Genomic DNA, 26,213 nt, shown 5'->3' with positions numbered 1-26,213 from the left:
TCATTCCTAACTAAAATAAGTACAAATATGACAATGCGCTACTGGCGCTACTGGCGCTACTGAGATAAATTTTTCTTGCTTGCTGTGCCTGCGCAGACAGAGGCGGCGCAAAACTTATCTCAGTAGCACTATGCTTGTTTCATAGTAGATAGACTAATTACTGGCACGGCGAAAGCCAAGACTACTGACGGTATATTTGGCTTCTAAGCTTGAGCGAAAACCATAACGCATAAAAGCTGCATAATCACTGGGATCAACCGCACCTGCTGCGCCCGAGCCACAAAACATCTGTTGGTTTAGGTTGCTGTCAGCGCGTGATTCGCCAGTGACTAAGCTATTGTTAAAGTTCTCTGTCCACTCCCATATCAAACCGTGCAAGTCCTTGACGCCCCAATAGTTAGCAGGGGTTTGTCCGACATCAGCAAGTTGGTCTTTATTACCAGCAGACTTACCATACCAGTCCAATATGCGTTGGTTATAGCCTTCTTCTAGGCTGCCGTTTTTATTGGTGGTAGACGCTTGCGCCACGTATTCCCACTGCTCAACCGTTGGCAGGCGCTTGTTTTGAGCGCGGCAATACTGATTGGCGGCATACCATGAAACATTGACCACAGGTTTACGGAAATCTACTTTTTTAGGCACAGAGATGTTTTTAGTATTAATCCAATGCCTTAGATAACCAGCGTCAGCAAAAATAGGAGCAATTGCCCGTTGCCTAAACTTTGGATTTTCTTTTAAAAATTGATAATACTGGATATTAGTAACTGGTAGCTCATCAATTTTGAATTTATCAACGGCCACTAAAGGTGAGTTTTTGCTCAAGTATAACGGACGATAAGTACCGGGCTGAATGGCAAGCTCTTTTGCTTGCGCTTGCGTACTCATAAACCCAAAGTCCGTTGTTAGTGTTAGCGCACTGATCGCCAATAACAACGCTAAACGGCGAGCAGTCGTGTTCATGATTTGTTGAGTGTTAGTGATGTGAGTAGATAACATGACTAATCTCCTAGTTGTCCTAAAAGGGCAGGGTGTATCATGCCAGTCAAACGGTGCCAGACTCCTACTGAGTTAGACACCATTTTTAGCTGAATGATAAGAAAGTAAGTCGTTTAATAAAAAGGGCAAACTTACTTACGAGCCGCTTTGACATCTGCTGGTGTGATTTCGCCACCTTTGTTATCCCAACTGTTAATGATATAAGTGACGACGTTAGCCACTTTCTCGTCATTTAAGGCCACAGCTGGCATCACACTGTCATACTCTTCACCGTTAACGGTAATTTTGCCAGTCAAGCCATTTAGTATCGCATCGATGGCACGTTTAGGGTCTTTATTGAGATAGTCAGATTTAGCCAATGGTGGGAAGGCTTTTGGTATGCCTGCACCATTCAGTTGGTGACACGCGGCACAGTTGCTGGCATAAATAGACTCACCCATTTTGATTCTTTCTTGTTTATTGGCAGCGGTGACAACTGGTGCCGGTGCATTGGTTTTGCCGAGGCTTTGAGCGGCTGAACCTTCTGGTAAATACACGCTTTCGTTGACTTTTCCAGAGTAGATTTTCGCATCTTCAGGGCCTTCAACATCAATGATACCAAGTGCTCCTTTGTTAAATGCACGGAAAATAGAGTGGTCGACCATCACCAGCTCACCCGGTACATCCACTTTAAACTCAGTAATGGCTGCACCACCTGCAGGAATAAGCGTGGTTTGTACGTTATGATTTTCAACGCTACCCCCTTCTGCATTCACTTTGTCAAAGATCTCACCGATAACGTGGAATGATGATACTAAGTTAGGACCACCATTACCGACAAACAAACGAACGGTTTCACCGACTTTTGCTTTTAGTGAGTTTTCACCCGTTAGCGCGCCTACTGATCCATTAAATAACACGTAGTCTGCTTGTTCTTTCACCGCTTTTTCCATGTCAAAAGGTTGTATACCTTTATCACCATAGTCGCCTTTGGTGTAGAAATCTCCCTGCATGACATAAAACTCACGATCAACTTTTGATAAACCCTCTTCTGGCTCAACCAAAATTAGACCATACATACCGTTAGCGATGTGCATACCGACTGGTGCTACTGCGCAGTGATAAACGTATAAGCCCGGTTTTAAGGCTTTAAAGTTAAATTCTGAGGTATAACCAGGAGAGGTGAAGGAAGAGGCGGCACCGCCCCCGGGCCCTGTTACGGCATGCAAATCAATATTGTGCGGCATTTTAGAGTCAGGATGATTTGATAAATGAAACTCAATTTCATCGCCTTCACGAACTCGCATAAACTGTCCTGGCACCTGACCGCCAAACGTCCAAAAGTTATACTCGACACCATCGGCTAAGCGCATGGTTTTTTCCACAGTTTCCATTTTTACGACTACTTTTGCAGGATAATCGCGGTCAATAGGCGGTGGCACATCAGGAGCGTGAGTCAGAATACCTTCGATAACAGGTAGCTCACCATCTGCCGTGGTTTTCGCTTTAGCATCAGTTTCAGCTTGTGTTTTCTCATCATTGATTGCATCGGTCTGATCAGGATTGGATTTGTCACAACCAACCATGGCAGCTGTGCTTAAAGCTAATAAACAAGCTAAAGCCAGTTTAGAGTAAGTAGGGGATTTGTTTGGTGAGGAGGTTGAGTTAAAAAGGCGCATAGTGCTCTCCATAATTAGAAATAAGTGGCTCAGTTATCAAATGTCGATTTTTGTTGCTGTTCTTATGCTACGCACACAATTGAAGAAAAGCAAAATATGTTCTAAGAAAACAAATTCATAACAGGATTGTTTGAATAACTTGGCTTCCATAACATTCATTCTAAATGAATCTTTAAGAATAGGCTACTGCCCTTAGGAATATTGTTTAACTATTTCTATACTGAGTAGTTACAGATTTATATATGAATTAATACGATTAGCTGAACCGAAAAAGTTGTATAAAAATGTACATCAACATACCCTAAAATCTTCATCACAAAACGCCCCTTATGTGTTAGATAAGGGGCATTTTGTGAGCGCTATTGTCTACGCCAGTAGCACTTGTATCCGTTTTAAAGTGATTCAATTATATAACACAGGTATATAGTTGGTGACTTACCCTAATTAGGCTTTGGCGCATCAGGCTGCATCATAGGATCAGCGTCGGCAAATGCCTTTAAGGTGCGGCAATGCGTATCAACCTCGACAATATTAGGGTAAGGGCTTAAATCCACTTTAAAACGTTGAGCAGAGGAAACCTGCGGAATGAGATAGCAATCTGCAAAAGTAGGGCTGTCACCGTAGCAGAATTTTCCACGGGTTTTGTCTTGAGCCAAACGCTTTTCTAACGCAGTAAATCCTTCACTCATCCAGCGGTTGCACCAATCCATGACTTTTTCTTCATCTACCGAGAGTTCGTTGCGTAGATACTGCAATATACGGCGGTTATTAATTGGGTGAATGTCACAGCCAATCATGGCGCTAATGGCGCGCACCTGCACGCGACCAGCCGCGTCTTTGGGCAATAGAGGGCTTTCAGGGTAGACTTCTTCTAACCACTCTAAAATAGCAGGGCTTTGATATAATAAGAGATCATCTGCTTGTAAGACCGGCACCAATCCTTGAGGGTTGATGGCCTTAAACTCTGTTTCTAGCTGCTCATCTTGTGCTAGATTGACCGTGATATTGTCATAATCCAAGCCTTTTAGGTTCATTGCGATGCGAGTACGGTAAGAAGTGCTGCTGCGAAAGTAACCATAAAGTTTCATCATTATCTATGTCCTTTATTATGTTGTGAGTGAGATAAGGGGTTATACTTGGTACTATGACCTTTACCCTAATCAAGTAAACTATTAATTAAGAAAGCCATTAATTGAGTGAAATATGCCAGCCGCTGAAAATCCTTTAGACAATCCCGCTCCAACGAATAAAACCCAAAATGGCGTACAGTCGCTTGAAGTTGGGCTATCGATATTAGATGTGCTTATCGATCATAACGAGCCTATGATGCTCAAAGATATTGCCCAAGCGATGCAGATGCATCCAGCAAAGTGCCATCGTTATTTGGTCAGCCTTATTCGAAAAGACTATGCGCGCAAGCTTGACGATGGACGCTATGGACTCGGTGACAGGGTTAATGCATTAGGGGCGTTAGGCGCAATGGGGCATACTGGATTTCATCCAAACAATATCTTGGAGCGGCTAACATACATTGCTAATGATATTAAGAACAGTACCAACTGCGCGGTGCAAATCGCCAAATGGTTTAATGAAGGCCCTATTATTATTCAGTCTGTTGAACCGGATAGCGCTATTAGTATTATCACTCGTATCGGCTCACGTATGCCACTGACGACGTCAGCTACAGGACAGTTATTTGCCAGTTATCAGCCTGATGCTACTATTAAGCCATTGGTTATCACTGAATGGCAAACCAGCGAAGAGGCGGTTATAGCAGAGAAATGGCAGCATTTTAGCCAACTTCAAACCAAGATTCGCACCCAAGGTTATGCGACCGTTACTGGTGATATGTTGGTGGGTATTAACGCCATCACTATTCCAGTTATCTTACCGCAGCTTGATAGCTCTGCTGAGATGTTTATCGATGGTCAACCATCTGTCGAAAATCTGCCATTAGAGTATGCGATTACGATCATCGGTACCACAGAGCAGTTACCGATGGGTACAAAAAACAATGTGGTCGAGAGAATAATGGCAATAGCGCAGCGGTATCAAATAGCGTAGCTAAGACAGTCTTAGCTACTTTATAAACAGTAGTCTGAACAATTAAAAATCTGCAAAGTCTCATTCACCGGCAGGCGCGACTTCTCTTGCTTCAGCCAGCTCTTCAGCATGCAAAAACTGCGTATGAGCTGGCGCACGCTTAGTACGCGACCATTCATCGAGCATGTCTTGTTTAATTTCTTCAGTAATCATCGATACTTTTTCTTCTGAAGTAATATCATCATAGGTGAGTTCCATACGATGACCGTTGGGATCGAAGAAGTAGATCGAGTGGAAGATGCCGTGATTGGTAACCCCAATAACATCGATGCCGCCTTCCTCTAAATGCTTTTTAGCAGCAATTAAAGTATCACGATCTTTTACTTTCATCGCTAGATGCTGAACCCAGTCTGGGGTATTTGGATCAAAACCCATTTCAGGCTGATTGGGTACTTCAAAAAACGCCAACACATTGCCATTACCAGCGTCTAAAAATACGTGCATGTAAGGGTCAAAGGCTTTGGTTGAAGGTACATGGTCTTCGGCAAATGCCAAGATAAAGTCCATATTTAGATGTTTTTGATACCATTCGACGGTTTCTTTAGCGTCTTTACAGCGATAGGCTACGTGATGGATTTTTTCAATTTTAAAGCTCATATCAAACTCCTTTTGATAGGGCGGATTGCTAATCAGGCTGTCAGCGAGCTTGGTTGTACATCAGTAACTCTTTGACAGCTTGAATTCATTTTTACGCCTTTTTTATGTGCTAATGCTTTATATATAGTCAGTGAGAAGTAATATCGCTACATCACGTACTGCAGATACCGTTTTTTCTTGCTTGCTGTGCCTACGCAGACAGAGGCTGCAAAAAAACTATACCCGCAGTATCGTAGCGTTTTTAAAGTATTTTAACTATAGTCAGGCTATTCGCCAAAATCAAAGCTAAGCGCAGGCAGTACTTTTCCGCGTACTTCACCGAATCCGACACGGATGCCATCTTTTTCGCTATAGCCTTTCATAATGACCGTATCGCCATCCTCGATGAAGCTGCGCGTTTCACCACCTTTTAGCGTCACTGGTTTGGTAGCGTTCCATGCAATCTCAAGCATTGAGCCATAAGAATCTGGCGTCGAACCTGAAATCGTACCTGAGCCCATCATATCGCCAACTTCTACTTTACAGCCAGTAATGGTGTGGTGGGTCAGCTGCTGTGCCATTGACCAATACATATATTTGAAATTAGTTTCGCAAACGACAGTGGCGTTATCCGCATTTTCAGGCAATAACTCGACTGATAGATTGATGTCGTAGCTGTTGTTGCTGTCTTTTTGATTCAGATAAGCCAGCGGTTTTGGCTCTTGTGTTGGACATGGTGTCTTAAAAGGTGCCAATGCATCCATAGTTACAATCCAAGGCGAGACTTCAGAAGCAAAGGTTTTGGCGTTAAATGGACCTAAAGGCACGTATTCCCATTTTTGAATATCACGGGCTGACCAGTCGTTTAGCAACACCATGCCAAAGATATGCTCAATAGCGTTGTCTACCGCAATCGGCTGACCGATGTTGTTGTTTTTACCGACGACAAAAGCAGTTTCCAGCTCAAAATCTAAACGCTTACAAGGTGAAAAAATAGGACGGTCATCAGCATTGGGTTTTAGCTGACCTGAGGGACGTATCACATCGCTACCACTCACAATAACGGTGCTGGCGCGGCCATTATAACCAACTGGCATTTCGGTCCAGTTCGGAAGTAGCGCGTTGCTTGGGTCACGGAACATAGTGCCGACGTTGGTTGCATGCTCTTTAGAAGAGTAAAAATCGGTAAAACCCGGCACTTGAACGGGCAAATGCATAGTGACGTCAGCTTGCTTAAATAGTGCTTTGCTTTGTAAGTCTTTATTGTCACATAAAGCATTATTAGTATTAGACAGTAAGGTCTGGATGGTTTTTCGTGCTTTAGTCCAATTGTCGCGACCAGAATCAATAAAGGCGTTCAGAGTGGGCTGATTAAAATATGGACCGTTGTCTAAATTCAGCAAACCTTCTGTTTCGAGGACAGCCAAATCCAATACGTGCTCGCCAATGGCAACACCGGCGCGGCGCTTGTTATTACCAGCACCATCTTGAGTCTCACTAAAAATGCCATAAGGTAGGTTGTGAATTGAAAAATCAGAATCGCTGGCGATATCGATAAAAGAGGTGAGGTTGTTGTCAATCGTTGACATAGTTTGCTCCTTGCTAAAGTATATAATAAATTACGCTATGATTAACTGCTTACGTATAATGTAATTTAACAACGTATAGATTGCAAGGGCTTTTATGCAGCGTTTGCTTAAATGATGCTTGATGAGCTCATTGTAGAGAGTTGCGTCTTTGGCTCTAATGCTTCTTAGCAATGTAAATAGAAAAACGCAGAACATAAAAAAAGGCTAAGCAACTGCTCAGCCTTTTTTCATTAAGATATTTTTAGTGAAATAGTCTGTCTTAATCTTTTAAAACGTCTGCCATTGCATTGGCAACATAATCGATATTACTGGTGTTCAATCCCGCCACACACATACGCGAATTAGAGATCATGTAAATACCAAAATCACTCTGTAAACGTGCGACTTGCTCAGGCGTCAATCCTGTGAAGCTAAACATGCCATTTTGATTGGTAATATAATCAAAGTTACGGTTCGGTATTTTGGCTTCTAACACTGATTTGAGCTTAAAGCGCATGGCTTTAATACGATCGCGCATCGCATAAACTTCGCCAATCCATTGCTCATGCAGCGCTTCGTCATTCATGACGATGTCGACTACACGGCCACCATGTGATGGCGGGCTTGAGTAGATACGGCGTACAGTAGCGTTCAGCTGACCGAAGACGCGCTCAGTTTCATCTACTGTTGGACAAACCACTGATAGACCGCCAACACGCTCGCCATATAGCGATAAGTTTTTGGAGAATGAGTTACTGACAAACAGAGGTAAACCCATATCGACGGCTTTACGTATAGCGTAAGCGTCGCTGTCCATATCTTCGCCAAAGCCTTGGTAAGCAATGTCCATAAATGGAATTAACTCACGCGCTTGAATGACATTTAGCACGGTATCCCACTGCTCGCGAGTCAAGTCAACGCCCGTTGGGTTGTGGCAGCAAGGATGTAATAAAACCACATCGTTTTTATTCAACGTCTCAAAAAACGCGATCATTTCATCAAATTTGATGCCACCAGTAGCGGTGTCGTAGTACGGATATTTACCGACTTCGACATCAGAGCCTTCAAAGATAGCAATGTGGTTGCCCCACGTTGGGTCACTGACATAGCATTTAGATTGCGGGAACCATTCATGAATAAATTCAGCACCGACTTTTAACGCACCAGAACCACCAATAGTCGCAATCGTAGCGACTAAGCCATCTTTTAAAATCTGTGCGTCTTTACCAAAAAGTAATGCCTGACAGCCTTTACGGTGTCCTGATAAGCCTGCCATCGGTAGGTATGGACGCGGCGAGATAGGGTCGGCAATACGCTGTTCAGCCGTTTTTACACAGTCGAGTACAGGCATGACGCCATGTTCATCATAATAAATACCAATGCCTAGATTTACTTTATCGGGATTGTTATCCGCCAAAAACTTTTCCATCAATCCTAAAATTGGATCGCCAGCGTAATAATCGATACGTTCAAACATTTTTTTTCCTTACAATGTATATAAGTACAATATATATAAGTACAAAGGGTATGAGTTAAGGCGCTAAAAAGCATAAACCAGTTTACGGATTAACTCAACGTTAGATTCAGTTATCTTGAATAATTAATAAAACTGTTGATGAGAGCCATTGTGCTTCAAGTATTTTTAAGCGTTGATAATGCCACTGAAGGCAGTACTTAAATACGCTGTAAGTCATTAAAATGGCTAGAAAAATAGCTCTGTAAAAAACCTTTAAAGGCAATGGTAGCCGGTGATAATGCACGAGAAGAACGCTGATAGATAAAAAACTGCCGCGTCTTGATAGGTTGCGCCAATGGCCTCATTTGTAAGCCATTGGCGCTTACCCAATCTATCACTTCGGGCATATAAGGCAAACATAATGTGATACCGAAACCTTGGCGAGTCATCTCAAGGGCAGTCGACATAAAGTTCACCTTATAACGCGCCTGCTGAATATGGTTGACGATACTTTCATCCAGCTCAGTGGTTACTTGCTCAAGAAAAGGACCTTGCAGGGTGATGAGTGGAATGTCTAACAGATCTTGCCACGTGATTTCAGTTTTTTGCGCCAGCGTATGGGTGTCAGGCATGACCACACAAAATGGCAGCTGATATAGCAAATCGGCATTGATGTCATTTTCAGTCTCTATCAGCTCAAGCTCGGTTCCGACGCCCAAATCCACCTCAATATCTTGAACATGTCTCAGTAGGTTTTCGGCTGAACAGTCCAATAACGACACGCTAATCTCGGGATGTATTTTGGCAAATTGAGCGATAACCGCTGGCATGGATGAGGCAGCAAACTGCGAAACAGCCAGTCTTACATTGCCTTGCGCTAAACTCGTCAAACTGCTGGCCTCATTTTCAAACAACTGCATCTCATTCAAAATTCGCCGAGCTTGTGGCAGCAAATGATGCCCTACTACCGATAAAGACAGCTGGCGTGTGGTGCGGTCAAACAATACAATTCCAAGGTTAGATTCTAATTCTTTTATCAACCCACTGACGGCAGATTGGGTCAAATGCATCTGATCGCTGGCACGGGTAAAGCTACCGTTGTCAGCGACTTTGATAAATGCGGTCAATTGGCGAATGCTGATATTCATAAGTAAACCTGATAAATAAATCATAAAAAACAATTAGTCTTATAAATAAACCTAATCTAATATAAATGCATCGTCAATAAGAATTATTGATTGAAATCTATTTTTGGCTGATTTTTAGCGTTTTATACCACCAATTGAAATTAAGGATGATGACAATGTCAGAGTTAAAGGCAGATTTATTTGAAAACCCAATGGGGCTAAACGGGTTTGATTTTGTTGAATTCGCTTCACCTCAACCTGATGCGGTTGACGCATTATTTAAGCAGCTTGGCTTTGCCCATGTTGCCAACCATCGCTCAAAGGACGTTGCGCTTTACCGCCAAGGTGATATCAATCTTATCTTAAACCGTGAGCCAAAAAGCCAAGCCAGCTACTTCGTTGAAGAGCATGGTGCTGGTGCTTGCAGTATGGGTTTTCGTGTCCAAGATGCCAAAAAATCTTATGAGCGTGCAATCGAGATGGGCGCTCAGCCCGTAGACGTGCCAACTGGGGTGATGGAGCTTAGATTGCCTGCTATCAAAGGCATTGGTGGTTCATTGATTTATCTTATCGACCGCTATCAAGACGGCGAATCTATCTATGACGTCGACTTTGAGTTTTTTGCCGATGTAGACAGAAACCCTATTGGTCATGGCTTTAAGGTCATCGATCATTTAACCCATAACGTTTACCGTGGTCGCATGGCTTATTGGGCAAACTTTTATGAGCGTATCTTTAACTTCCGCGAAATCCGCTATTTCGATATCAAAGGCGAATACACGGGTCTGACCAGTAAAGCCATGACCGCGCCTGATGGCAAAATCCGTATTCCATTGAACGAAGAATCAAAGCAGGGCGGCGGACAAATCGAAGAGTACTTGATGCATTTCAATGGTGAAGGCATTCAGCACATTGCCTTGGCCTGTGATGATTTGTTTGCCAGTATTGATAAGCTAAAAGCTGCTGGTATTCCGCTAATGACGGCACCAAATGACACTTATTATCAGATGCTAGATGAGCGTCTACCGAATCATGGTGAAAATGTCTCTGAGCTACAGATGCGCGGTATCTTATTAGATGGTACGACTGAGAGCGGTGCACCACGTTTGCTGCTACAGATTTTTTCTGAAACTATTTTGGGTAGCCCCGTATTCTTCGAATTTATCCAACGCAAAGGTGATTACGAAGATGGTTTTGGTGAAGGTAACTTTAAAGCCCTGTTTGAATCTATCGAGCGTGACCAAGTCCGTCGCGGTACAGTTGGTCAGCCAGAGACTGAAACGCCATAGTTTCCAGTCGGGCTTTAAGTCAATAAAAGCGATAAACGGGCAGGGCAAAAGGATTTTGTCTTGCTCCCCTTTACTCTGTGTCTTGCACACTAGGTTATCAGAATAAATGATGGTTATTGAGCCTACTGGTATCAAAGTACGATATTTATTGTAATAAAAGGAAATTAGGCATGGAACGCCGCCAACATATCACTGCTCATAAGACGGTCAGTGTCAGTACGCTGACCTTTGAAGCATCCACTCGTGACGACGCGACTCATAAAAAGCAACCTTATGTGTCGCGTCAGCCAGACAGTCAAGGTTACATTCATTACAGTGACGATGAAAACGCCATGTGGCAAACGCTGCTGGTGCGTCAAGCCACGCAAATACCCAACCGTGCCTGCTCAGCCTATCTAGAGGGTTTAGATAAGCTAAAACTCCCAAAGACACATATACCCCAACTCCATGATATCGATGACGTGCTGCAAGCGACTACCGGCTGGCAGACGACTGCTGTTCCGGCGCTAATCAGTTTTGGTAAGTTTTTTAAACTCTTAGCCAATAAATCCTTTCCAGTAGCTACCTTTATCCGTCGCTTTGAGGATATGGATTATATTGAAGAACCTGATGTTTTTCATGAAATCGTCGGACATTGTCCGCTGCTCACCCATCCTGCGTTTGCCGCTTTCAATGAGACGTATGGCAAGCTCGGAATCAATGCCAGTAAAGAAGAAAGATGGTTTTTGGCACGACTTTACTGGTTTACCATCGAGTTTGGTTTGGTTGGTAGTCGCCCTGAAAATCGTCGTATCTATGGCGGCGGTATCTTAAGCTCACCGTCTGAAACGGTTTATGCGCTCAGTGATAGTTCTGTGCATCAACCCCAATCTCAATCAAAACAACCAGAGTATAGAGCATTTGATTTGCTCGACGTGTTACGTACGCCTTATCGTATCGATCATATCCAGCCTATTTACTATGTTATTGATGATTTAGATACGTTATTTGACATCGTTGATAGCGACATTATGGGAATGGTCAAACAAGCCATGTCATTAGGTTTATTTGAGCCAACTTACGCTATCGAAAATACCTAATAAAAAATGAATATATATAGTTGATTGATTTTAAAATCGATAGTGCTACAGGAGTAAGTTTTTTCAGCCTCTGTCACGCTTGCAAACAGCAAGCAAGAAAAACTTATAACAGCAGCATCTGGCTATTCACTTTATTACAATCGTATCGCTTTTATTTAGAACGGCCTATAACTTGTTTTAAAAGTAGTAAAAAAGCATCAACACGGACGTATAATCACTAAAATTAATAGTTAAAAAAGGACATCATAATGACCACATTATCACAAGCCAGCTGTGAAGCCTGCCGTATTGGCGCTCCGACCGTCGATGAGAGTGAAGCACGCGAGCTATTAAAACAAATTCCTGATTGGTCGCTTATCGAAGTCGATGGCATCAATCAATTACAACGTCGGTATAAATTTAAAAACTTCGTTAAAGCGATGGCATTTGCCAATGAACTTGCCGAAATTGCCGAAGCAGAAGGGCATCATCCTGGGATGTTGGTTGAGTGGGGAAAGGTTACCGTCACTTGGTGGTCACATAGCATCAAAGGTCTGCATCGTAATGACTTTGTCATGGCAGCTAAAACTGATAGCCTAATGGGTAAATAATGAGAGTAGCAATCATTATCGTAACTCATTAAACTGTCCACCCTCAACGCCAACCCTAACGCCAGAATTTACTGGTACGCCAAGGATGTGTTATGCCGCCACATGTACTTACCGAGCTATCTCCTAAGATAGCTTTTATCATTGCTAGCGTTGTCATCGCGATTATGGGTGTCACCATGATCGGCTTTGGCTGGGTTCCGCACCTATCGTTAATGCTTGCTATTGCCGTTTTGCTGGCCCTAGGTATGTTTAAGGGTTTAAGCTTTGAGAAGATGCAAGAGCAGATGTCTTCAGGCGTCGTTAGCGGTATTGGTGCCATTTATTTATTATTTTTTATTGGATTGCTAGTTGCTGCTCTCATGATGTCGGGCGCTATTCCCACCATTATGTACTATGGTTTTGACCTCATCTCACCGCAGTATTATTATATTTCCGCCTTTGTATTGACCTCTATTATCGGTATTGCTTTGGGCAGTAGTTTGACCACGGCAGCGACGATAGGCGTGGCCTTTATTGGGATGAGCAATGCCTTTGATGCCAATGTCGCTATCGCTGCAGGTGCCATCGTCTCGGGTGCGTTCTTTGCAGATAAAATGTCTCCTTTATCAGACACTTGTACGCTGGCTTCTTCTGTCGTGGGCATTGATTTGTTTGAGCATATTCGTAATATGATGTATACCACGGTACCGGCGTGGCTCATTACAGCAGGATTGTTTTGGTTCTTTTCGGGGCAGACAGGTAGCGGCAATTTAGATCAAATTACTATGTTGCAATCACAATTGGTTGATAGCGGCTTAGTCCATGGTTATTCAGTACTACCATTTATCGTGCTAATCGTCTTAGCGGTTTGTCGAGTGAATGCCATCTACACTATCATTTACACCATTGCTAGCGCGTTACTCATTACCTATTTGCACAGTACGCCCAGTATTGGGCAGCTGGGTAATTACATGTTTGGTGGTTATACACCTGCTGACAACTTGGAGCTGGGCGAAGTAGGCGGCATGATCTCACGCGGTGGTATGCAGAGCATGTTCTTTACGCAGACCATTGTGATATTGGCATTAAGCTTAGGTGGCTTGCTACGCGCATTGGGTATCTTGCCAGCGTTATTGTTAGGTATCAGAGATATGCTAACCAGTTCAGGTCGCGCGATTTTTGCCGCCGCTATGGCAGCATTGAGTATCAACGTGCTTATAGGTGAGCAGTATTTGAGTATTCTATTATCAGGGACGGCTTTTCGCCAGACGTTTGAGCGCTTGAACTTACATCCCAAAAACTTATCGCGCACTATTGAGGATGCGGGTACGGTTATCAATCCACTCGTGCCATGGAGTGTGTGTGGTGTGTTCATCAGCCAAGCGTTAGAAGTACCTGTACTTGATTATCTGCCTTATGCATTCTTCTGTTATTTATCGCTATTACTAACGATATTGTTTGGCTTCACAGGAATAACCATCACTCGCAAGGATGGCACTAACGTTCGTAAGCACCAAAAAGCACAAGCTGTCAATTAACAAGCTAAATAGAAAAATAGCATTCATCACGAAGTATAAAACAACCCCCGTAAGTGAATAACTTATGGGGGTTGTTTAGTATGAAAAATAGAGGTTTTTAAACTGTTTACTGCACTTTTTTATGTAAGCTCTTTTTTATGTAAGCTCTTTTTTAAAAAGTGATCAAAAATAAACGGCCCAAATGGTAAAAACGAGCCGAGTACACCCGCAGGCATCGCCCAAATTGGGGTTTTAACCTTGTTGACGACGATCATGAGTATTAGGATATAGGCGATGAATAAGCCACCGTGAGCCATACCGAGGTATTTCACCGCTTCGGGGATACCCATCATATACTTTAGCGGCATGGCAACGCCTAGCAATAATAAAAAAGAAGTGCCTTCTAGGTAACCTATGATGGTTAGATTTTTCAATGCAGATTTTTGATTTTTTCTCATGCCAGATGCGGGTTCGGTAGTTGTCTGAGCCTTCGACACATGGTGTTCCTTTTGATATGATCGTTTAGATTGAGGGCATGCCTTGATACCGCTATGATACTGGCTTTGCTCGATGCTTTGAAGCATTAGTTTTTGCCAACCTTTAATAGAGATCAGTAGAAAACCAAACAACCACTAGGACGAATCTGATAAAAAGTATCCTAGAGTCTGTGACTATGAGCCTATTGATCTCGCTTTGACTGCGAAAAATATCTATGACTGTTTCACTTCCTTACTTATATTCTTTTCGTCGCTGTCCCTATGCCATGCGCGCGCGGCTTGGTCTTTTGTTTGCTGGATTGCAAGTAGAGCTGCGAGAGATAGTCCTTAAAAACAAACCAGCCCAAATGCTGGCCATTAGTCCGAAAGGCACCGTACCTGTATTACAGCGTATTGATGGGACTGTGATTGAAGAGAGTCGAGAGATAATGCTGTGGGCGCTTGAACAGCAAGATCCGCAAGGGCTGTTAGACTCAGAGACTTTACCTCAGGCAAACGCTTTAATCGAGAAAAACGACAACGAGTTTAAATATTGGCTGGATCGTTATAAATATGCCGACCGCCATCTTGAAATGACCCAGACAGAATATCGACAACAGGGTGAAGAGTTTTTACAGGTTTTAGAAGCGTTGCTCACTAAAAATGCTTATCTACTGGGAGACAGTGTAAGCATTGCCGATATTGGCATTATGCCTTTTGTTCGCCAATTTGCCCATGTGGATCGTGAGGTATTTTACAGTTTACCATATCCAAAACTACAATCATGGCTACAAAATTGGCTTGAGCATCCCATCTTTTTGCAGGCTATGACTAAGTTTCAGCCATGGCAAGAAGAAGATGACGTGGTGGTTTTTCCTGCGTCTTTTATACCGTTATGTTAAAAGGGCTAAATGGCTATTGTGTACACTTGTACTCTTAGGTTAAGATGCACGCATAATATGTGGCCAATTAAATATGCGTGAGTCATCTACAAGGGAATGCTGAAAATGTCAGAAAGTGCAATTAAAAATAGCGAATTGGAACAGTTGGGTATCGTTTTAGAAGAGCAGGTTTTAGAGATTGGTGTTCAAAATGAGTATGCGGACAAGATAGCTGCTGAATATGTAGAGAAGCTCGCAAGCGCAAAAGGGGATAAAAATAGCGTCTTATATAAATCCTCTAAAGTGAAGGAACGTTATAAACAGTCAGACTTGCATCAGTCTATCAACCGTATTATTAATAAAATTGAGCCTTTGCGAGTCGCCATTATACGTGAGCACTTAGCATTGAAGCAGGCAGTCGCTGAAGGCAATAAGCAGGCAGCAGATGAGAGTATTAAGGCTATCGCTAAAAATAAAATGGAAAAAGGTAAGCTTGAGAAAAACCTTAACGCACTTATGAGTAGTGCAAATAAGCTTAAGCTTGCTAGCTAATAAGACAGCCAACCAGCCAAAACCTTCTACGTTATTTCTGTATAGCATAGAAGGTTTTTATATTTGAGAAACCCCATAACTAAATCACAAGTGATGCATATACCCCTTTTAGCTATCTATATACCACCATGTAAGGATATCAATAGTCATAGTAGCAACGTAACTTAAGTGATCATTTTCTGTTATGAATTCTTTAGCCATAAGCTGAATGGTTTTGTTATAACGCCATTGCATACATTGTGTAGGACACTGCACCTTTAATGTCTTTATACCTATTTTAGTAATGACAGTTTTTAGTAATGACAATAGGGATCATCGGGATAGCGAACACTAATATTTGAATGTTCAACAGACCCTGATAACAGCGTCTCTATTAAATATCCTCTTAATAACCAATTTGATAACCAAAGAGAGTGTTTTAGGGTGTGGTTTTTTACAATTATTAGGAAGTATCATGCGCACTATGAAGGATCGGATTCGCCATACTTTAGCCTTTCAAATAATAGGTTTATTAACTTTTGCCCCTTTAGCAAGTTGGGTGTTTGGATTTGAGATGCAATTGATGGGCACTATCGCCGTGGTAGGCTCTGTCACTGCGACCATTTGGAACTATATTTATAATTTGTTGTTTGATCATGGCTTATTGAAACTACGTGGAGACAGCCATAAAACAATCTCGCTACGAGTATTACATGCGTTGTTGTTCGAAGCAGGACTGCTATGCTTACTGTTACCATTTATTGCTTGGTACTTGCATATGAGCCTTTGGGAAGCTTTTAAAATGGACATTACTATGGCTACTTTTTATCTGGTATATGCTTTTATCTATAACTTGATTTATGACAAAATTTATCCTATACCGCCAGCAGTTAAATCTTTGGCTTAAAAAAACCACTTGTTATAGGCAATTCTAAATAAAATCGATACGATTGTCAGAAAGCTCAGAAGTAAATAGTCACGTGCTATTATAAACTTTTCTTGCTTGCTGCTCGCAAGCGTGACAGAGGCTGCAAAAAATTTACTTCAGCAGCACTGTATCGTTTTTAAAGTGAATCAACTAGACCTCTTCCTTTTCAGTGACGTTAAGTTCCTGATTTGGGCGCTTATTCCCTTCTAAAATAGCCATCCTCTCAAATATCCCCACTATTTTTTGAATCTGTTGAACATTCAAGTATTGGGACCGCTGATATAACTACTTATGACAAGAGTTATCGGCAAGGCTGTTTAATATTCCACATGACTCGGCTGAGGCCTCGTTTATACATTTCTGCCGTAAAGCTATTAAATGTTGCTTTAACTGTGTCAACTCCTTCATCCGTATTTCCACAGCGTGAATATGCTCATCCAACAAGTTATTGACATCACCACACTCTCTGTCAGGCTCATCCCAATACTGTAGTAAGGTTCGAACTTCATCCAACGTCATGTCCAATGTACGGCAGTGTAGGATGAATTGTAGTCGTGCCATATGCGTTTCGCTATATAAACGATAATTGCCTGCGCTGCGTGAAGGCGCTGGTAACAACTGCTCTTTTTCATAATAGCGAATGGTTTCTACTGTGGCGCCTGTGCGTTTAGCAAGCTCACCAATTTTGATTGGCATAACAATCTCTAGAATCTAAAACATTAGAGTAACTATAATGTTTGATATCGGATAAATCAAATTTATAGGCTTGAATATAAAGGACATTGAACAGATATTGCATTCTAAAGTAAATTCACTATATCGATAAAAATCGACCATCACATTAATATATTTGATGTGCTATTCTTTTATATCCATTATGGTGATGACCGATGTCAGGATGCTTGTTAGAACAGCACCAAAACTTTTAGTCATTGTTATGGCTTATTGTCTTCAAGGAGTAATTCTATGAAACCTATTGACAATGAAAAACCTATCGAAGGCGGCAAGTACGATAAAGTACCTGAGCATTACAACGGTACAGTCTTTATTTGCCCCATGCATCCTGAAGTCAGAGATATCGAAGCGAGTGATTGTCCAATATGTGGGATGTTTCTTAAACCTGAAGATGAGGTTGCTGACTCAAGCGATAATGAAGACAAACAAGCACAATGTCATAGCACTGATTCAACCAATACCAATAATACTGATGTAAAATCCGTCAAAGGTGGCAAATACGACAAAGTGCCAGATGATTATGAGGGCACAGTCTACACCTGTCCCATGCATCCTGAGGTCAGAGATGTCGAGAATAGTGGCTGTCCAATATGCGGTATGGCGTTAGAGCCCGAAACGCTCACTGTCGGTGAAGAAGATACCTCAGAGCTTGACGATATGACCCGTCGTTTTTGGATCTGTACCGTACTCACTATCCCGCTTTTCTTGTACGCCATGAGCGATATGGTCGGGATAAATTTAGATAGCATTGGTCAATTTGCTATCTCTTCACAAGTCGCGCAGTGGATACAATTAGCCTTAGCAACCCCCGTTGTCGTTTGGGGTGCAGCGCCGTTCTTTGTTCGCGGTTGGCAATCGATAAAAAGCCGCAATCTAAATATGTTTACCTTAATCTCTCTGGGCGTAGGTGCCGCGTTCGGTTTCAGTCTAGTGGCCACTTTCTTCCCAGCTATCTTTCCAGACAGCTTTAGAGACTCGGCGGGTCAAGTCGGTGTTTATTACGAAGCGGCCGCTGTTATTACTACCTTAGTCCTATTGGGCCAAGTTTTAGAATTAAAGGCCAGAAGTCAAACCTCAGGCGCGATTCGAGCGTTACTTGAGCTAGCCCCACCGACAGCAAGACGAGTGGATGAAAGTGGCGCTGAGGTAGAGGTTTCTTTAGAAGAAGTCGTCAGTGGCGATAAGCTGCGCGTCAAACCAGGTGAAAAACTACCCGTAGATGGTACGGTCATTGAGGGCAATAGTAATGTTGATGAGTCGATGGTCACTGGTGAGCCGCTTGCTGTCGCTAAAGTGACAGGCGATTCCGTTACTGGAGGCACCGTCAATGGTACTGGCACTTTATTAATCGAAGCGGTCAATGTCGGTGACGATACGGTGTTATCCAAAATCGTGCAAATGGTTGCCGAAGCTCAGCGTAGTCGTGCGCCAATACAAAAAATAGTCGATCAAGTAGCAGGTTGGTTCGTGCCGATTGTACTTATCTGTTCAGTCATCACTTTTATCGTTTGGGCTATGTTTGGGCCTGCACCTGCAATGGCATTCGCGATAGTTAACGCTATTGCAGTACTTATTATTGCTTGCCCTTGTGCGCTCGGATTGGCAACGCCGATGTCTATTATGGTTGGTACCGGTAAAGGCGCACAAAATGGCGTCCTTATCAAAAATGCTGAAGCGCTTGAGAGTATGGAAAAAGTCGATACCATCGTCGTCGATAAAACCGGCACATTGACTGCTGGTAAACCTGAATTAACGGCGATCGATGCACTGGCAGGTCAAGATGAAGATGAGTTTTTAGCTTTAGTAGCCGCTGTAGAAAGCGCTAGCGAGCATCCTTTAGCAGAAGCTATCGTTCGAGCCGCTGAGGACAAAGCGCTTAGTATTCCCAAAGCTACTGATTTTAATTCAACGACGGGCGAGGGCGTACAAGCTACAGTTAATGGCAAGCAAATCGCTATCGGTAACTCAAAGTTGATGCAAAGCCTAAATAGTTTTGATAGTGAATTATCCAGTAAAGCCGACGTGCGTCGAAAAGACGGCGAAACAGTCATGTTCGTCGCAATAGACGGCAAAGCGGCGGGGATAATATCAGTCGCTGATCCCATCAAGCCCAGTACTGCTGACGCTATAAAACTGCTACATGATGCAGGTTTAAAAGTAGTTATGCTAACCGGTGATAATGAGAAAACCGCACAAGCAGTCGCTAATAAATTAGGCATTGACGAAGTACACGCTGACGTCTCACCAGAGGACAAAAACCGTATTGTCAAAGAGATGCAAGATAGCGGTAAGTTGGTGGCTATGGCAGGAGACGGTATCAATGACGCTCCCGCACTAGCACAGGCTAACGTTGGTATCGCTATGGGTACGGGTACCGATGTGGCGATGGAAAGCGCCAGTATTACTTTGGTCAAGGGCGATCTAATGGGCATTGCCAAAGCCTATAAACTTAGCCACGCTACCATGCGTAATATCAGACAAAACTTGTTCTTTGCCTTTATCTATAACGCTATTGGCATACCGATTGCTGCGGGCGTACTGTATCCCACTTTCGGGTTATTACTGAGTCCGATGATAGCCGCAGCTGCGATGAGCTTATCGTCAGTATCGGTGATTGGTAATGCGCTTAGATTGCGTCGGTTAGAGTTATGATGTAATACCATTCACAAAAATTAGAGTAGCAAGGAAAATGTGTGCAAGTGCTACGCACTGTAGCCTAAACGAGTTTGACACGGCTAATCGTTTTTTTGGGTTTGGTGTAAGGCGCACTAAGGCAGTGTGCTTGGTTTATCTCATCAGTACTCGGCTCTCGTAATATAACTATCGGAACTGTCTGTTCTGCTGTCCAACGAATAAGTCCCATATTTGAAAACTGCTCAAGCCATCCCTCCATCGGCCAATGCTGCTATTTCTCATAAAAGCGGTTGGCAGAGGACTTATGGATATTAAAATCCATACCAATTAAATACTTAGGATTCAGTTGTATACTTTGAAATTTGAAGCTACTTTAACAAGAGGTTCACTAAGCTTTTATTATGAGCAATGCCCTCAGTAACTTGTGTACTATTTTAAGATACGGATCCTTCAGGCTTAGACATCGAGCGCCACAACATATCAAATAGAGCATCAAAATTTGCATTTAGCGGCGTATCTGCTTGACGAATATTCTGCATAATGCCAAGTCGACTGACGAATCCCATAAACACATCAAATAAAATATGCAGTGGTACTGTATCAACGAGTACCCCTCGCTTTTGGCCATCTTCTAATACACTCAAAAACGCGTTAATAAGCTCTTTATTCTTATAAATAGCAATGTTATGAAAACGCGCTATCGATACTTTAGATAGCACCATCACAGCGTCAGGCTGAGTATCTACAAAATCAAGACATACCCACAATGTCTTGCGTAAGCGATCCTCCACACTGTCAATACCTTGTAGGTGATCCATCATTCTCGCCGCCAACCTTCCCAGCACCAAGTCCATAATAGTGTAGAGCACCGTTTGTTTATCACCAAAATACTTATAGAGCGTTTGCAGCGACACGTTTGCCGCATTTGCAATCTGTATCATAGTGATATCGCTTGCATCATGACCTGCAAATAACTGGCGCACCGCTTTTTCTATTTTGTCTAAAGTAGCAGGTCGCATGTCGGATAAAGGAGCCAAGGATGAGGGTTTACTCTGAGCCTCTTTTTTGGAGGTTGTATTATTGGTTTTACTACTAGTCTTAGCATGAGTCTTGCTAACTCTGTGATTAGAGCCATCATCATTACTAAGTTGTGTTTTCGAGCGAGTGGTTTTCATAGCTTATGGTTCCTTTATAGTATTGGCTTTTAGATGGTTTTAGCGTTTACAGTAAATTGATAAAGACAATATATATTACCATTATAAAATAATCGATTGCACAAGCTGTATATATTTTCTAATATAATAGCTATCTAGATTAGTATTTAATGAGATTATAAGTATTATACTTAAAGGTAATATATATTACCATTTTATTATAAATATAATATAGCTGTTATTTTTTAACTCCATTTATCATCTACAAAAAGGGATTTTTTATGACTGAGACCGCCTACATTTATGAGTCACTTCGCACGCCACGTGGCAAAGGAAAAAAAGATGGCTCGCTTTATCAAGCGACGCCTATCTGGTTAGTTCGTACTTTGTTAAAAGAGATGCAGCAGCGTCATAGCTTAGACACCAGCTTAGTTGATGATGTGGTGCTTGGCTGTGTAACTCCAATTGGCGAACAAGGTTCTGATATTGCTCGCATTGCAGTCATTGATGCAGGCTGGGCACAAAGTGTCGCAGGAGTGACGTTGTCACGTTATTGCGCATCAGGCCTTGAGTCGATCAATCTTGCCGCTGCCAAAGTTATGTCAGGTATGGAGGATATGGTGGTCGCAGGTGGCGTTGAATCGATGAGTCGCGTGCCGATGGGTTCTGATGGTGGGGCGTGGTACATGGATCCACGCGTCAACGAGGCGACACACTTTGTTCCGCAAGGGGTTGGCGCAGATACTATAGCGACGCTGAAAGGCTTTAGTCGTACTGATGTCGACGAATTTGCCACCGAGTCGCACCGCCGTGCCGCTGCGGCGTGGGAACAAGGCTACTATGATAAATCAGTCGTCCCTGTCACTGACATGAATGGCATGCTGTTGTTAGACAAAGATGAAACCATTCGTCCAAACACCGATGTAGCCACTTTAGCTGGGCTTAATCCTTCTTTTGTTATGCCGGGAAAAATGGGTTTTGATAGCGTTATATTAGATAGATACACCACCATTGAACACGTCAACCACGTCCATCACGCGGGTAACTCGTCAGGCATTGTTGATGGCGCTGCGCTCTGTTTAGTCGGTAGCGCTGCTGCTGGCAAAAAGGCCGGTCTAAAACCTCGTGCCAAAATCACCATGGCTTCAGTCATTGGCTCGGAACCTGCCATCATGCTGACGGGTCCAACGCCTGCCTGTCAAAAAGCCCTCGATAAAGCGGGCATGCAAGCCTCGGATATTGACCTTTGGGAGATTAATGAAGCCTTTGCTGCCGTACCACTCAATACTGCCAACGACTTTGGCATCTCACTTGATATTGTCAACGTCAATGGTGGCGCTATCGCGATGGGTCATCCCCTTGGCGCGACAGGCGCGATGCTTATGACGACGGTACTTGACGAATTAGAACGTCGCGACTTGAAAACAGCGATGATCACCTTGTGCGTAGGCGGTGGTATGGGCATTGCGACTATCATTGAGCGCGTCTAGCACTGATAGGTTTTTAATGATTGTCATTAGTTTTTAGTGATTAAAGCGACATACAATAATATAAGAAGGACTTAATATGAGCACAAATAGCGTAGATGCCATCAATGCATTGAACCACTTTTCTGCCGAATCTGATAATGGAATTATCACTGTTATTATCGATCAAGCAGATCGTAAAATGAATGTCATCGGTGATGGTTTTACAGACTCCTTTGCTAAGATGACCGATAGCTTTATCAACGATGCGTCTGCCAAAGGTTTGATTTTAACCTCTGGTAAAGAAACCTTTGTCGTTGGTGCCGATATTGACCAATTGGCTAGTATCCAAACCGCTGAGCAAGCATTTGACTTAGTAGAAGATCTTAAAGGTAGCTTACGTAAACTTGAAATATCAGGAAAACCTGTCGCCGCCGCCATAACTGGAACGGCACTTGGCGGTGGCTTAGAGCTAGCATTGGCTTGTCATTATCGTATAGTGATTGATTCTCCTAAAACCAAGCTGGGTCTACCTGAGGTTAAGTTGGGTCTGTTGCCAGGCGGTGGTGGTACTCAGCGTTTACCGCGCTTGGTTGGTATTCAAGTAGCATTAGAGCTCATGACTCAAGGTAAAGAGCTGCGTCCAGCTGCTGCTAAAGACATGGGTCTGATTGATGCCGTGGCCACTGATCAAGCAGATATGCTAAAGCAGGCCAAAGACTGGATCAAAGCCAATCCTACTGCGCAGCAACCGTGGGATAAAAAAGGCTTTAAGATTCCAGGTGGTGATAGCAAAAACCCTAAAATAGTACCGATATTTTCTATTGCTCCTGCGATGGCCAATCAAAAATCACATGGCAATTATCCGGCCATCACCCACATTATGTCTTGCGTGTTTGAAGGCTGTTTGGTTGATATCGATACCGGTCTTGAGATTGAGTCACGCTACTTTGTCGCCTGTGTGCTCTCAGCTGAATCCAAAAATATGATTAATACCCTTTGGACACAGCTTAATAGCATCAAAAAAGGCCAATCACGACCTGAGGGTTTTGAGCGCTATAAAACTAAAAAGGTCGGTATTCTTGGTGCTGGCATGATGGGGGCAGGTATCGCTTATGTCTCAGCCAAAGCAGGCATGGAAGTGGTTCTTTTAGATACGGCGATCGAAGGTGCTGAAAAAGGCAAAAATTATTCTACTAAGTTGTTAGATAAGGCTATCAGCCGTGGTCGCTCAAACGAGGACAAAAAACAAGCGTTATTAGATAAAATCAAAACGACAGTTTCTTATGATGATCTAGAAGGCTGTGATTTAATTATCGAAGCGGTCTTCGAAGATGTAGATGTTAAAGCAGAATGTACTCGTAAGTCTGAAGCAGTGATACCAGAAACTGCTGTTTATGCCTCAAATACATCGACGCTACCTATTACTGAACTTGCGAAAGCGAGCACACGTCCAAACCAGTTCATTGGCCTGCATTTCTTCTCGCCAGTCGATAAGATGCCGTTGGTTGAGATTATCGTTGGTGAAGATACGGATGATGCAACCTTAGCCAAAGCCTTTGATTATGTCGGTCAAATTGCTAAGACGCCAATCGTCGTTAACGATAGCCGCGGTTTTTACACCTCTCGTGTATTCGGTACTTATGTCTCAGAAGGTATTGCAATGTTAAGTGAAGGCATACATCCGCGCAGCATCGAAGTGGTCGGTATGAAATCTGGCATGCCGGTGCCGCCACTGGCACTGCAAGATGAAGTATCGCTCAGTCTATCCTTACATGTGATGCAACAAGCTAAGCGGGCACTAGAAGCTGAAGGTAAAACGTTCACGCCACACCCTGCAATGCCAGTGGTTGAAAAAATGGTTAATGAGCTTGGCCGTGAAGGGAAGAAGGTCGCTAAAGGCTTCTATGATTACCCTGAAAATGCTGAAAAACGCTTATGGCCTGAGCTCACTGAGCTATATCCAACTAAAGACGAGCAACCATCGCAGCAAGACTTGGTAGACCGTTTATTATACGTTCAAGCTAATGAGACCGCGAAATGCTTCGAGGAAAATGTCGTACGTACCGTGGCGGATGCCAACATCGGCTCTATCTTTGGCTGGGGTTTTGCACCTAACCAAGGCGGTACGTTGCAGTTCATCAACTCAGTAGGTGTCGACAAATTTGTAGAGCATAGCCGCGAGCTTGCTAGCAAGTATGGTGAGCGTTTTGAACCGGCTCAGATTCTTGTGAAAATGGCCAAGAAGGGCGAGGAGTTTATCGATGGTTAATTTAGCTAGTGCTATGGATGCTATGAGCGATTGTTTGGATGGTTTGCGCGTCGTTGATTTGACGCGCAATCTCCCAGGGCCTTTCGCCACGCGACTACTTGCAGATTTAGGTGCGGATATTATTAAGATTGAACCGCTTAATGGCGATCCAGCCCGCGCCTTTGGCGAGCTGTTTACCGCGTTGAATCATGGTAAAGAGACTCAAAAAGTTGATTTCCGTGATCCTGAGGGTATTGATGTTATCAAAGCGCATTTAAAAAGTGCGGATGTAATGCTTGATAGCTTTCGCCCTGAAGTGCTTGAAGGTATGGGACTGGATGCCAAAACCTTGCATGCTCTCAACCCCAAGCTGGTCATGGTTTCAATCACGGGTTATGGCATAACTGATGGAGTGTCTGATGGCAGTGACGACTCTCAAACCAAGCCGAATATTAAACATAATTGGGCTAACAAAGCTGGTCATGACATCAACTTTATGGCGATGAGCGGCGTGCTTGACCAGCTCAAGACTGCCGCTGGCGAACAGGCCATGCCTAATATCCAGTTTGCAGACTTGGCAGGCGGTAGTGACACGGCAGTGATTGCCCTTTTGGCTGCCGTGTTTTCAGCACAGCGTACTGGCAAAGGTCGTCACGTAGCGGTCAGTATGACGCACAGCTTATATCAGCATATGGTCATGCCTAAAGCGACTGGGAAGCTGGTAAAAAGCTTCACTGGTAAAAATCCAAAGCCGCAACATGATTTTTTAGGAGGCTTACTGCCTTGTTATCGTTTATACAAAACAGCCGACGAGCGTTATATGGCAGTAGGTTCGCTAGAATTGAAGTTTTGGCAAGGTTTATGTGACGTTTTAGAATTGCCTGAGCTCAAGACCAAGCACTGGCAAATGGGTGTCATGCCAAATACCAAAGACAGTCAAAAGGCGGCTAAAGTGGTCGCTGATACCTTTGCCAGCCAGCCGCTTGCTTACTGGCAGCAGATTTTTGAGTCAGCAGATGTTTGCGTTACTCCGGTGTTGACGTTGGAGGAAGCTCGCGTGCATCCTTTATTTGCCCATCAAGATGAACATAGTGCGACACCAGGTTGGCAGTAAAGCATAGTCAGTCCTATATAAATCAGATACGGTGTCAGGCTCGCTTAGTCTACTATTTATAGTACTTTTACTCGCCTTCCTTGTATCCAAATTATATTGAACTGA

The 26,213-nt window shown here is 43.2% G+C and carries 22 protein-coding genes; 12 read left to right on the top strand and 10 right to left on the bottom strand.

All coding sequences use genetic code 11. From position 1 onward, the window contains the following. Positions 1 to 153 precede the first annotated feature (153 nt). From ACT3TU_RS08605 to maiA, 3 genes are all read right to left on the bottom strand, one after another. Positions 154 to 996: a formylglycine-generating enzyme family protein gene (locus ACT3TU_RS08605; RefSeq protein WP_444784281.1), complete on the bottom strand. Its 843-nt coding sequence runs from the start codon at positions 994 to 996 to the stop codon at positions 154 to 156. Between the two features lie 131 nt (positions 997 to 1,127). Continuing rightward, the gene (gene nirK / locus ACT3TU_RS08600) at positions 1,128 to 2,654 is read right to left on the bottom strand and encodes a copper-containing nitrite reductase (RefSeq protein WP_444784280.1); all 1,527 of its coding nucleotides are present in this window, start codon (positions 2,652 to 2,654) and stop codon (positions 1,128 to 1,130) included. Between the two features lie 440 nt (positions 2,655 to 3,094). Then, positions 3,095 to 3,742, bottom strand: coding sequence for a maleylacetoacetate isomerase (gene maiA, locus ACT3TU_RS08595; RefSeq protein ID WP_225736956.1), 648 nt, complete (start codon positions 3,740 to 3,742; stop codon positions 3,095 to 3,097). A 115-nt stretch (positions 3,743 to 3,857) separates the two neighbouring features. Here maiA and ACT3TU_RS08590 point away from each other — a divergent pair, with 115 nt between their 5' ends. Next, positions 3,858 to 4,718, top strand: a complete 861-nt coding sequence (locus tag ACT3TU_RS08590) for an IclR family transcriptional regulator (RefSeq protein WP_444784279.1) — start codon at positions 3,858 to 3,860, stop codon at positions 4,716 to 4,718. A gap of 60 nt (positions 4,719 to 4,778) precedes the next feature. On the opposite strand, the gene ACT3TU_RS08585 is transcribed toward ACT3TU_RS08590, so the two are convergent. From ACT3TU_RS08585 to ACT3TU_RS08570, 4 genes are all read right to left on the bottom strand, one after another. Beyond that, positions 4,779 to 5,354 carry a VOC family protein gene (locus tag ACT3TU_RS08585; RefSeq protein ID WP_192524239.1) on the bottom strand — a complete coding sequence of 192 codons (576 nt, stop codon included), beginning with the start codon at positions 5,352 to 5,354 and terminating at the stop codon, positions 4,779 to 4,781. A 266-nt stretch (positions 5,355 to 5,620) separates the two neighbouring features. After that, a complete protein-coding gene (fahA, locus tag ACT3TU_RS08580; protein WP_192529454.1) occupies positions 5,621 to 6,922 on the bottom strand; it encodes a fumarylacetoacetase in 1,302 nt (433 codons plus the stop codon). Positions 6,923 to 7,181: 259 nt separating this feature from the next. After that, complete coding sequence (locus tag ACT3TU_RS08575; protein ID WP_444784278.1) at positions 7,182 to 8,378, bottom strand: amino acid aminotransferase; 1,197 nt, start codon at positions 8,376 to 8,378, stop codon at positions 7,182 to 7,184. 197 nt (positions 8,379 to 8,575) lie between these two features. Then, positions 8,576 to 9,505 (bottom strand): LysR family transcriptional regulator, encoded by a 930-nt coding sequence (locus ACT3TU_RS08570; RefSeq protein WP_444784277.1) that lies wholly within the window; start codon positions 9,503 to 9,505, stop codon positions 8,576 to 8,578. A 155-nt stretch (positions 9,506 to 9,660) separates the two neighbouring features. Between ACT3TU_RS08570 and hppD the strand changes: the two genes are divergently transcribed. The 4 genes from hppD to nhaC all read left to right on the top strand — a co-directional run bounded on the left by hppD (position 9,661) and on the right by nhaC (position 13,959). After that, complete coding sequence (gene hppD, locus ACT3TU_RS08565; protein ID WP_225737003.1) at positions 9,661 to 10,773, top strand: 4-hydroxyphenylpyruvate dioxygenase; 1,113 nt, start codon at positions 9,661 to 9,663, stop codon at positions 10,771 to 10,773. Between the two features lie 170 nt (positions 10,774 to 10,943). Continuing rightward, the gene (phhA, locus tag ACT3TU_RS08560) at positions 10,944 to 11,852 is read left to right on the top strand and encodes a phenylalanine 4-monooxygenase (RefSeq protein ID WP_192524795.1); all 909 of its coding nucleotides are present in this window, start codon (positions 10,944 to 10,946) and stop codon (positions 11,850 to 11,852) included. Positions 11,853 to 12,100: 248 nt separating this feature from the next. Beyond that, the gene (locus ACT3TU_RS08555; protein WP_192523075.1) at positions 12,101 to 12,442 is read left to right on the top strand and encodes a 4a-hydroxytetrahydrobiopterin dehydratase; all 342 of its coding nucleotides are present in this window, start codon (positions 12,101 to 12,103) and stop codon (positions 12,440 to 12,442) included. Positions 12,443 to 12,534: 92 nt separating this feature from the next. Continuing rightward, entirely contained in the window at positions 12,535 to 13,959 is a 1,425-nt protein-coding gene (gene nhaC, locus ACT3TU_RS08550) for a Na+/H+ antiporter NhaC (RefSeq protein ID WP_192523076.1), read from the top strand. Positions 13,960 to 14,078: 119 nt separating this feature from the next. On the opposite strand, the gene ACT3TU_RS08545 is transcribed toward nhaC, so the two are convergent. Beyond that, on the bottom strand, positions 14,079 to 14,396 hold the full coding sequence (locus tag ACT3TU_RS08545) for a DUF3817 domain-containing protein (RefSeq protein WP_225736902.1): 318 nt from the start codon (positions 14,394 to 14,396) through the stop codon (positions 14,079 to 14,081). 254 nt (positions 14,397 to 14,650) lie between these two features. Here ACT3TU_RS08545 and ACT3TU_RS08540 point away from each other — a divergent pair, with 254 nt between their 5' ends. The 3 genes from ACT3TU_RS08540 to ACT3TU_RS08530 all read left to right on the top strand — a co-directional run bounded on the left by ACT3TU_RS08540 (position 14,651) and on the right by ACT3TU_RS08530 (position 16,733). After that, the gene (locus ACT3TU_RS08540; protein ID WP_192523078.1) at positions 14,651 to 15,316 is read left to right on the top strand and encodes a glutathione S-transferase; all 666 of its coding nucleotides are present in this window, start codon (positions 14,651 to 14,653) and stop codon (positions 15,314 to 15,316) included. A 105-nt stretch (positions 15,317 to 15,421) separates the two neighbouring features. After that, positions 15,422 to 15,847, top strand: coding sequence for a hypothetical protein (locus ACT3TU_RS08535; protein ID WP_192523079.1), 426 nt, complete (start codon positions 15,422 to 15,424; stop codon positions 15,845 to 15,847). Positions 15,848 to 16,301: 454 nt separating this feature from the next. Further along, entirely contained in the window at positions 16,302 to 16,733 is a 432-nt protein-coding gene (locus ACT3TU_RS08530; RefSeq protein WP_192523080.1) for a PACE efflux transporter, read from the top strand. A gap of 306 nt (positions 16,734 to 17,039) precedes the next feature. On the opposite strand, the gene cadR is transcribed toward ACT3TU_RS08530, so the two are convergent. After that, complete coding sequence (cadR, locus tag ACT3TU_RS08525) at positions 17,040 to 17,450, bottom strand: Cd(II)/Pb(II)-responsive transcriptional regulator (protein WP_225735223.1); 411 nt, start codon at positions 17,448 to 17,450, stop codon at positions 17,040 to 17,042. 270 nt (positions 17,451 to 17,720) lie between these two features. Between cadR and ACT3TU_RS08520 the strand changes: the two genes are divergently transcribed. Continuing rightward, positions 17,721 to 20,141: a copper-transporting P-type ATPase gene (locus ACT3TU_RS08520; RefSeq protein WP_192523081.1), complete on the top strand. Its 2,421-nt coding sequence runs from the start codon at positions 17,721 to 17,723 to the stop codon at positions 20,139 to 20,141. Positions 20,142 to 20,557: 416 nt separating this feature from the next. Here the strand turns inward: ACT3TU_RS08520 and ACT3TU_RS08515 are convergent, their stop codons facing one another. Then, a complete protein-coding gene (locus tag ACT3TU_RS08515; RefSeq protein WP_192523082.1) occupies positions 20,558 to 21,298 on the bottom strand; it encodes a TetR/AcrR family transcriptional regulator in 741 nt (246 codons plus the stop codon). Between the two features lie 260 nt (positions 21,299 to 21,558). Between ACT3TU_RS08515 and ACT3TU_RS08510 the strand changes: the two genes are divergently transcribed. The 3 genes from ACT3TU_RS08510 (at position 21,559) to ACT3TU_RS08500 (ending at position 26,108) form a co-directional block, all read left to right on the top strand. After that, the gene (locus ACT3TU_RS08510; RefSeq protein ID WP_192523083.1) at positions 21,559 to 22,767 is read left to right on the top strand and encodes an acetyl-CoA C-acetyltransferase; all 1,209 of its coding nucleotides are present in this window, start codon (positions 21,559 to 21,561) and stop codon (positions 22,765 to 22,767) included. A gap of 76 nt (positions 22,768 to 22,843) precedes the next feature. Continuing rightward, positions 22,844 to 25,015 carry a 3-hydroxyacyl-CoA dehydrogenase NAD-binding domain-containing protein gene (locus ACT3TU_RS08505; protein WP_192523084.1) on the top strand — a complete coding sequence of 724 codons (2,172 nt, stop codon included), beginning with the start codon at positions 22,844 to 22,846 and terminating at the stop codon, positions 25,013 to 25,015. Further along, positions 25,008 to 26,108: a CaiB/BaiF CoA transferase family protein gene (locus ACT3TU_RS08500; protein ID WP_192523085.1), complete on the top strand. Its 1,101-nt coding sequence runs from the start codon at positions 25,008 to 25,010 to the stop codon at positions 26,106 to 26,108. The genes ACT3TU_RS08505 and ACT3TU_RS08500 overlap by 8 nt, the downstream gene beginning before the upstream one ends. Positions 26,109 to 26,213: the final 105 nt, after the last annotated feature.

Source organism: Psychrobacter sp. AOP3-A1-26 (assembly GCF_052378235.1).
Lineage (GTDB): Bacteria > Pseudomonadota > Gammaproteobacteria > Pseudomonadales > Moraxellaceae > Psychrobacter.
The sequence above is the reverse complement of the archived record's forward strand: the minus strand, read 5'-3'. Positions and strand labels throughout refer to the sequence as shown.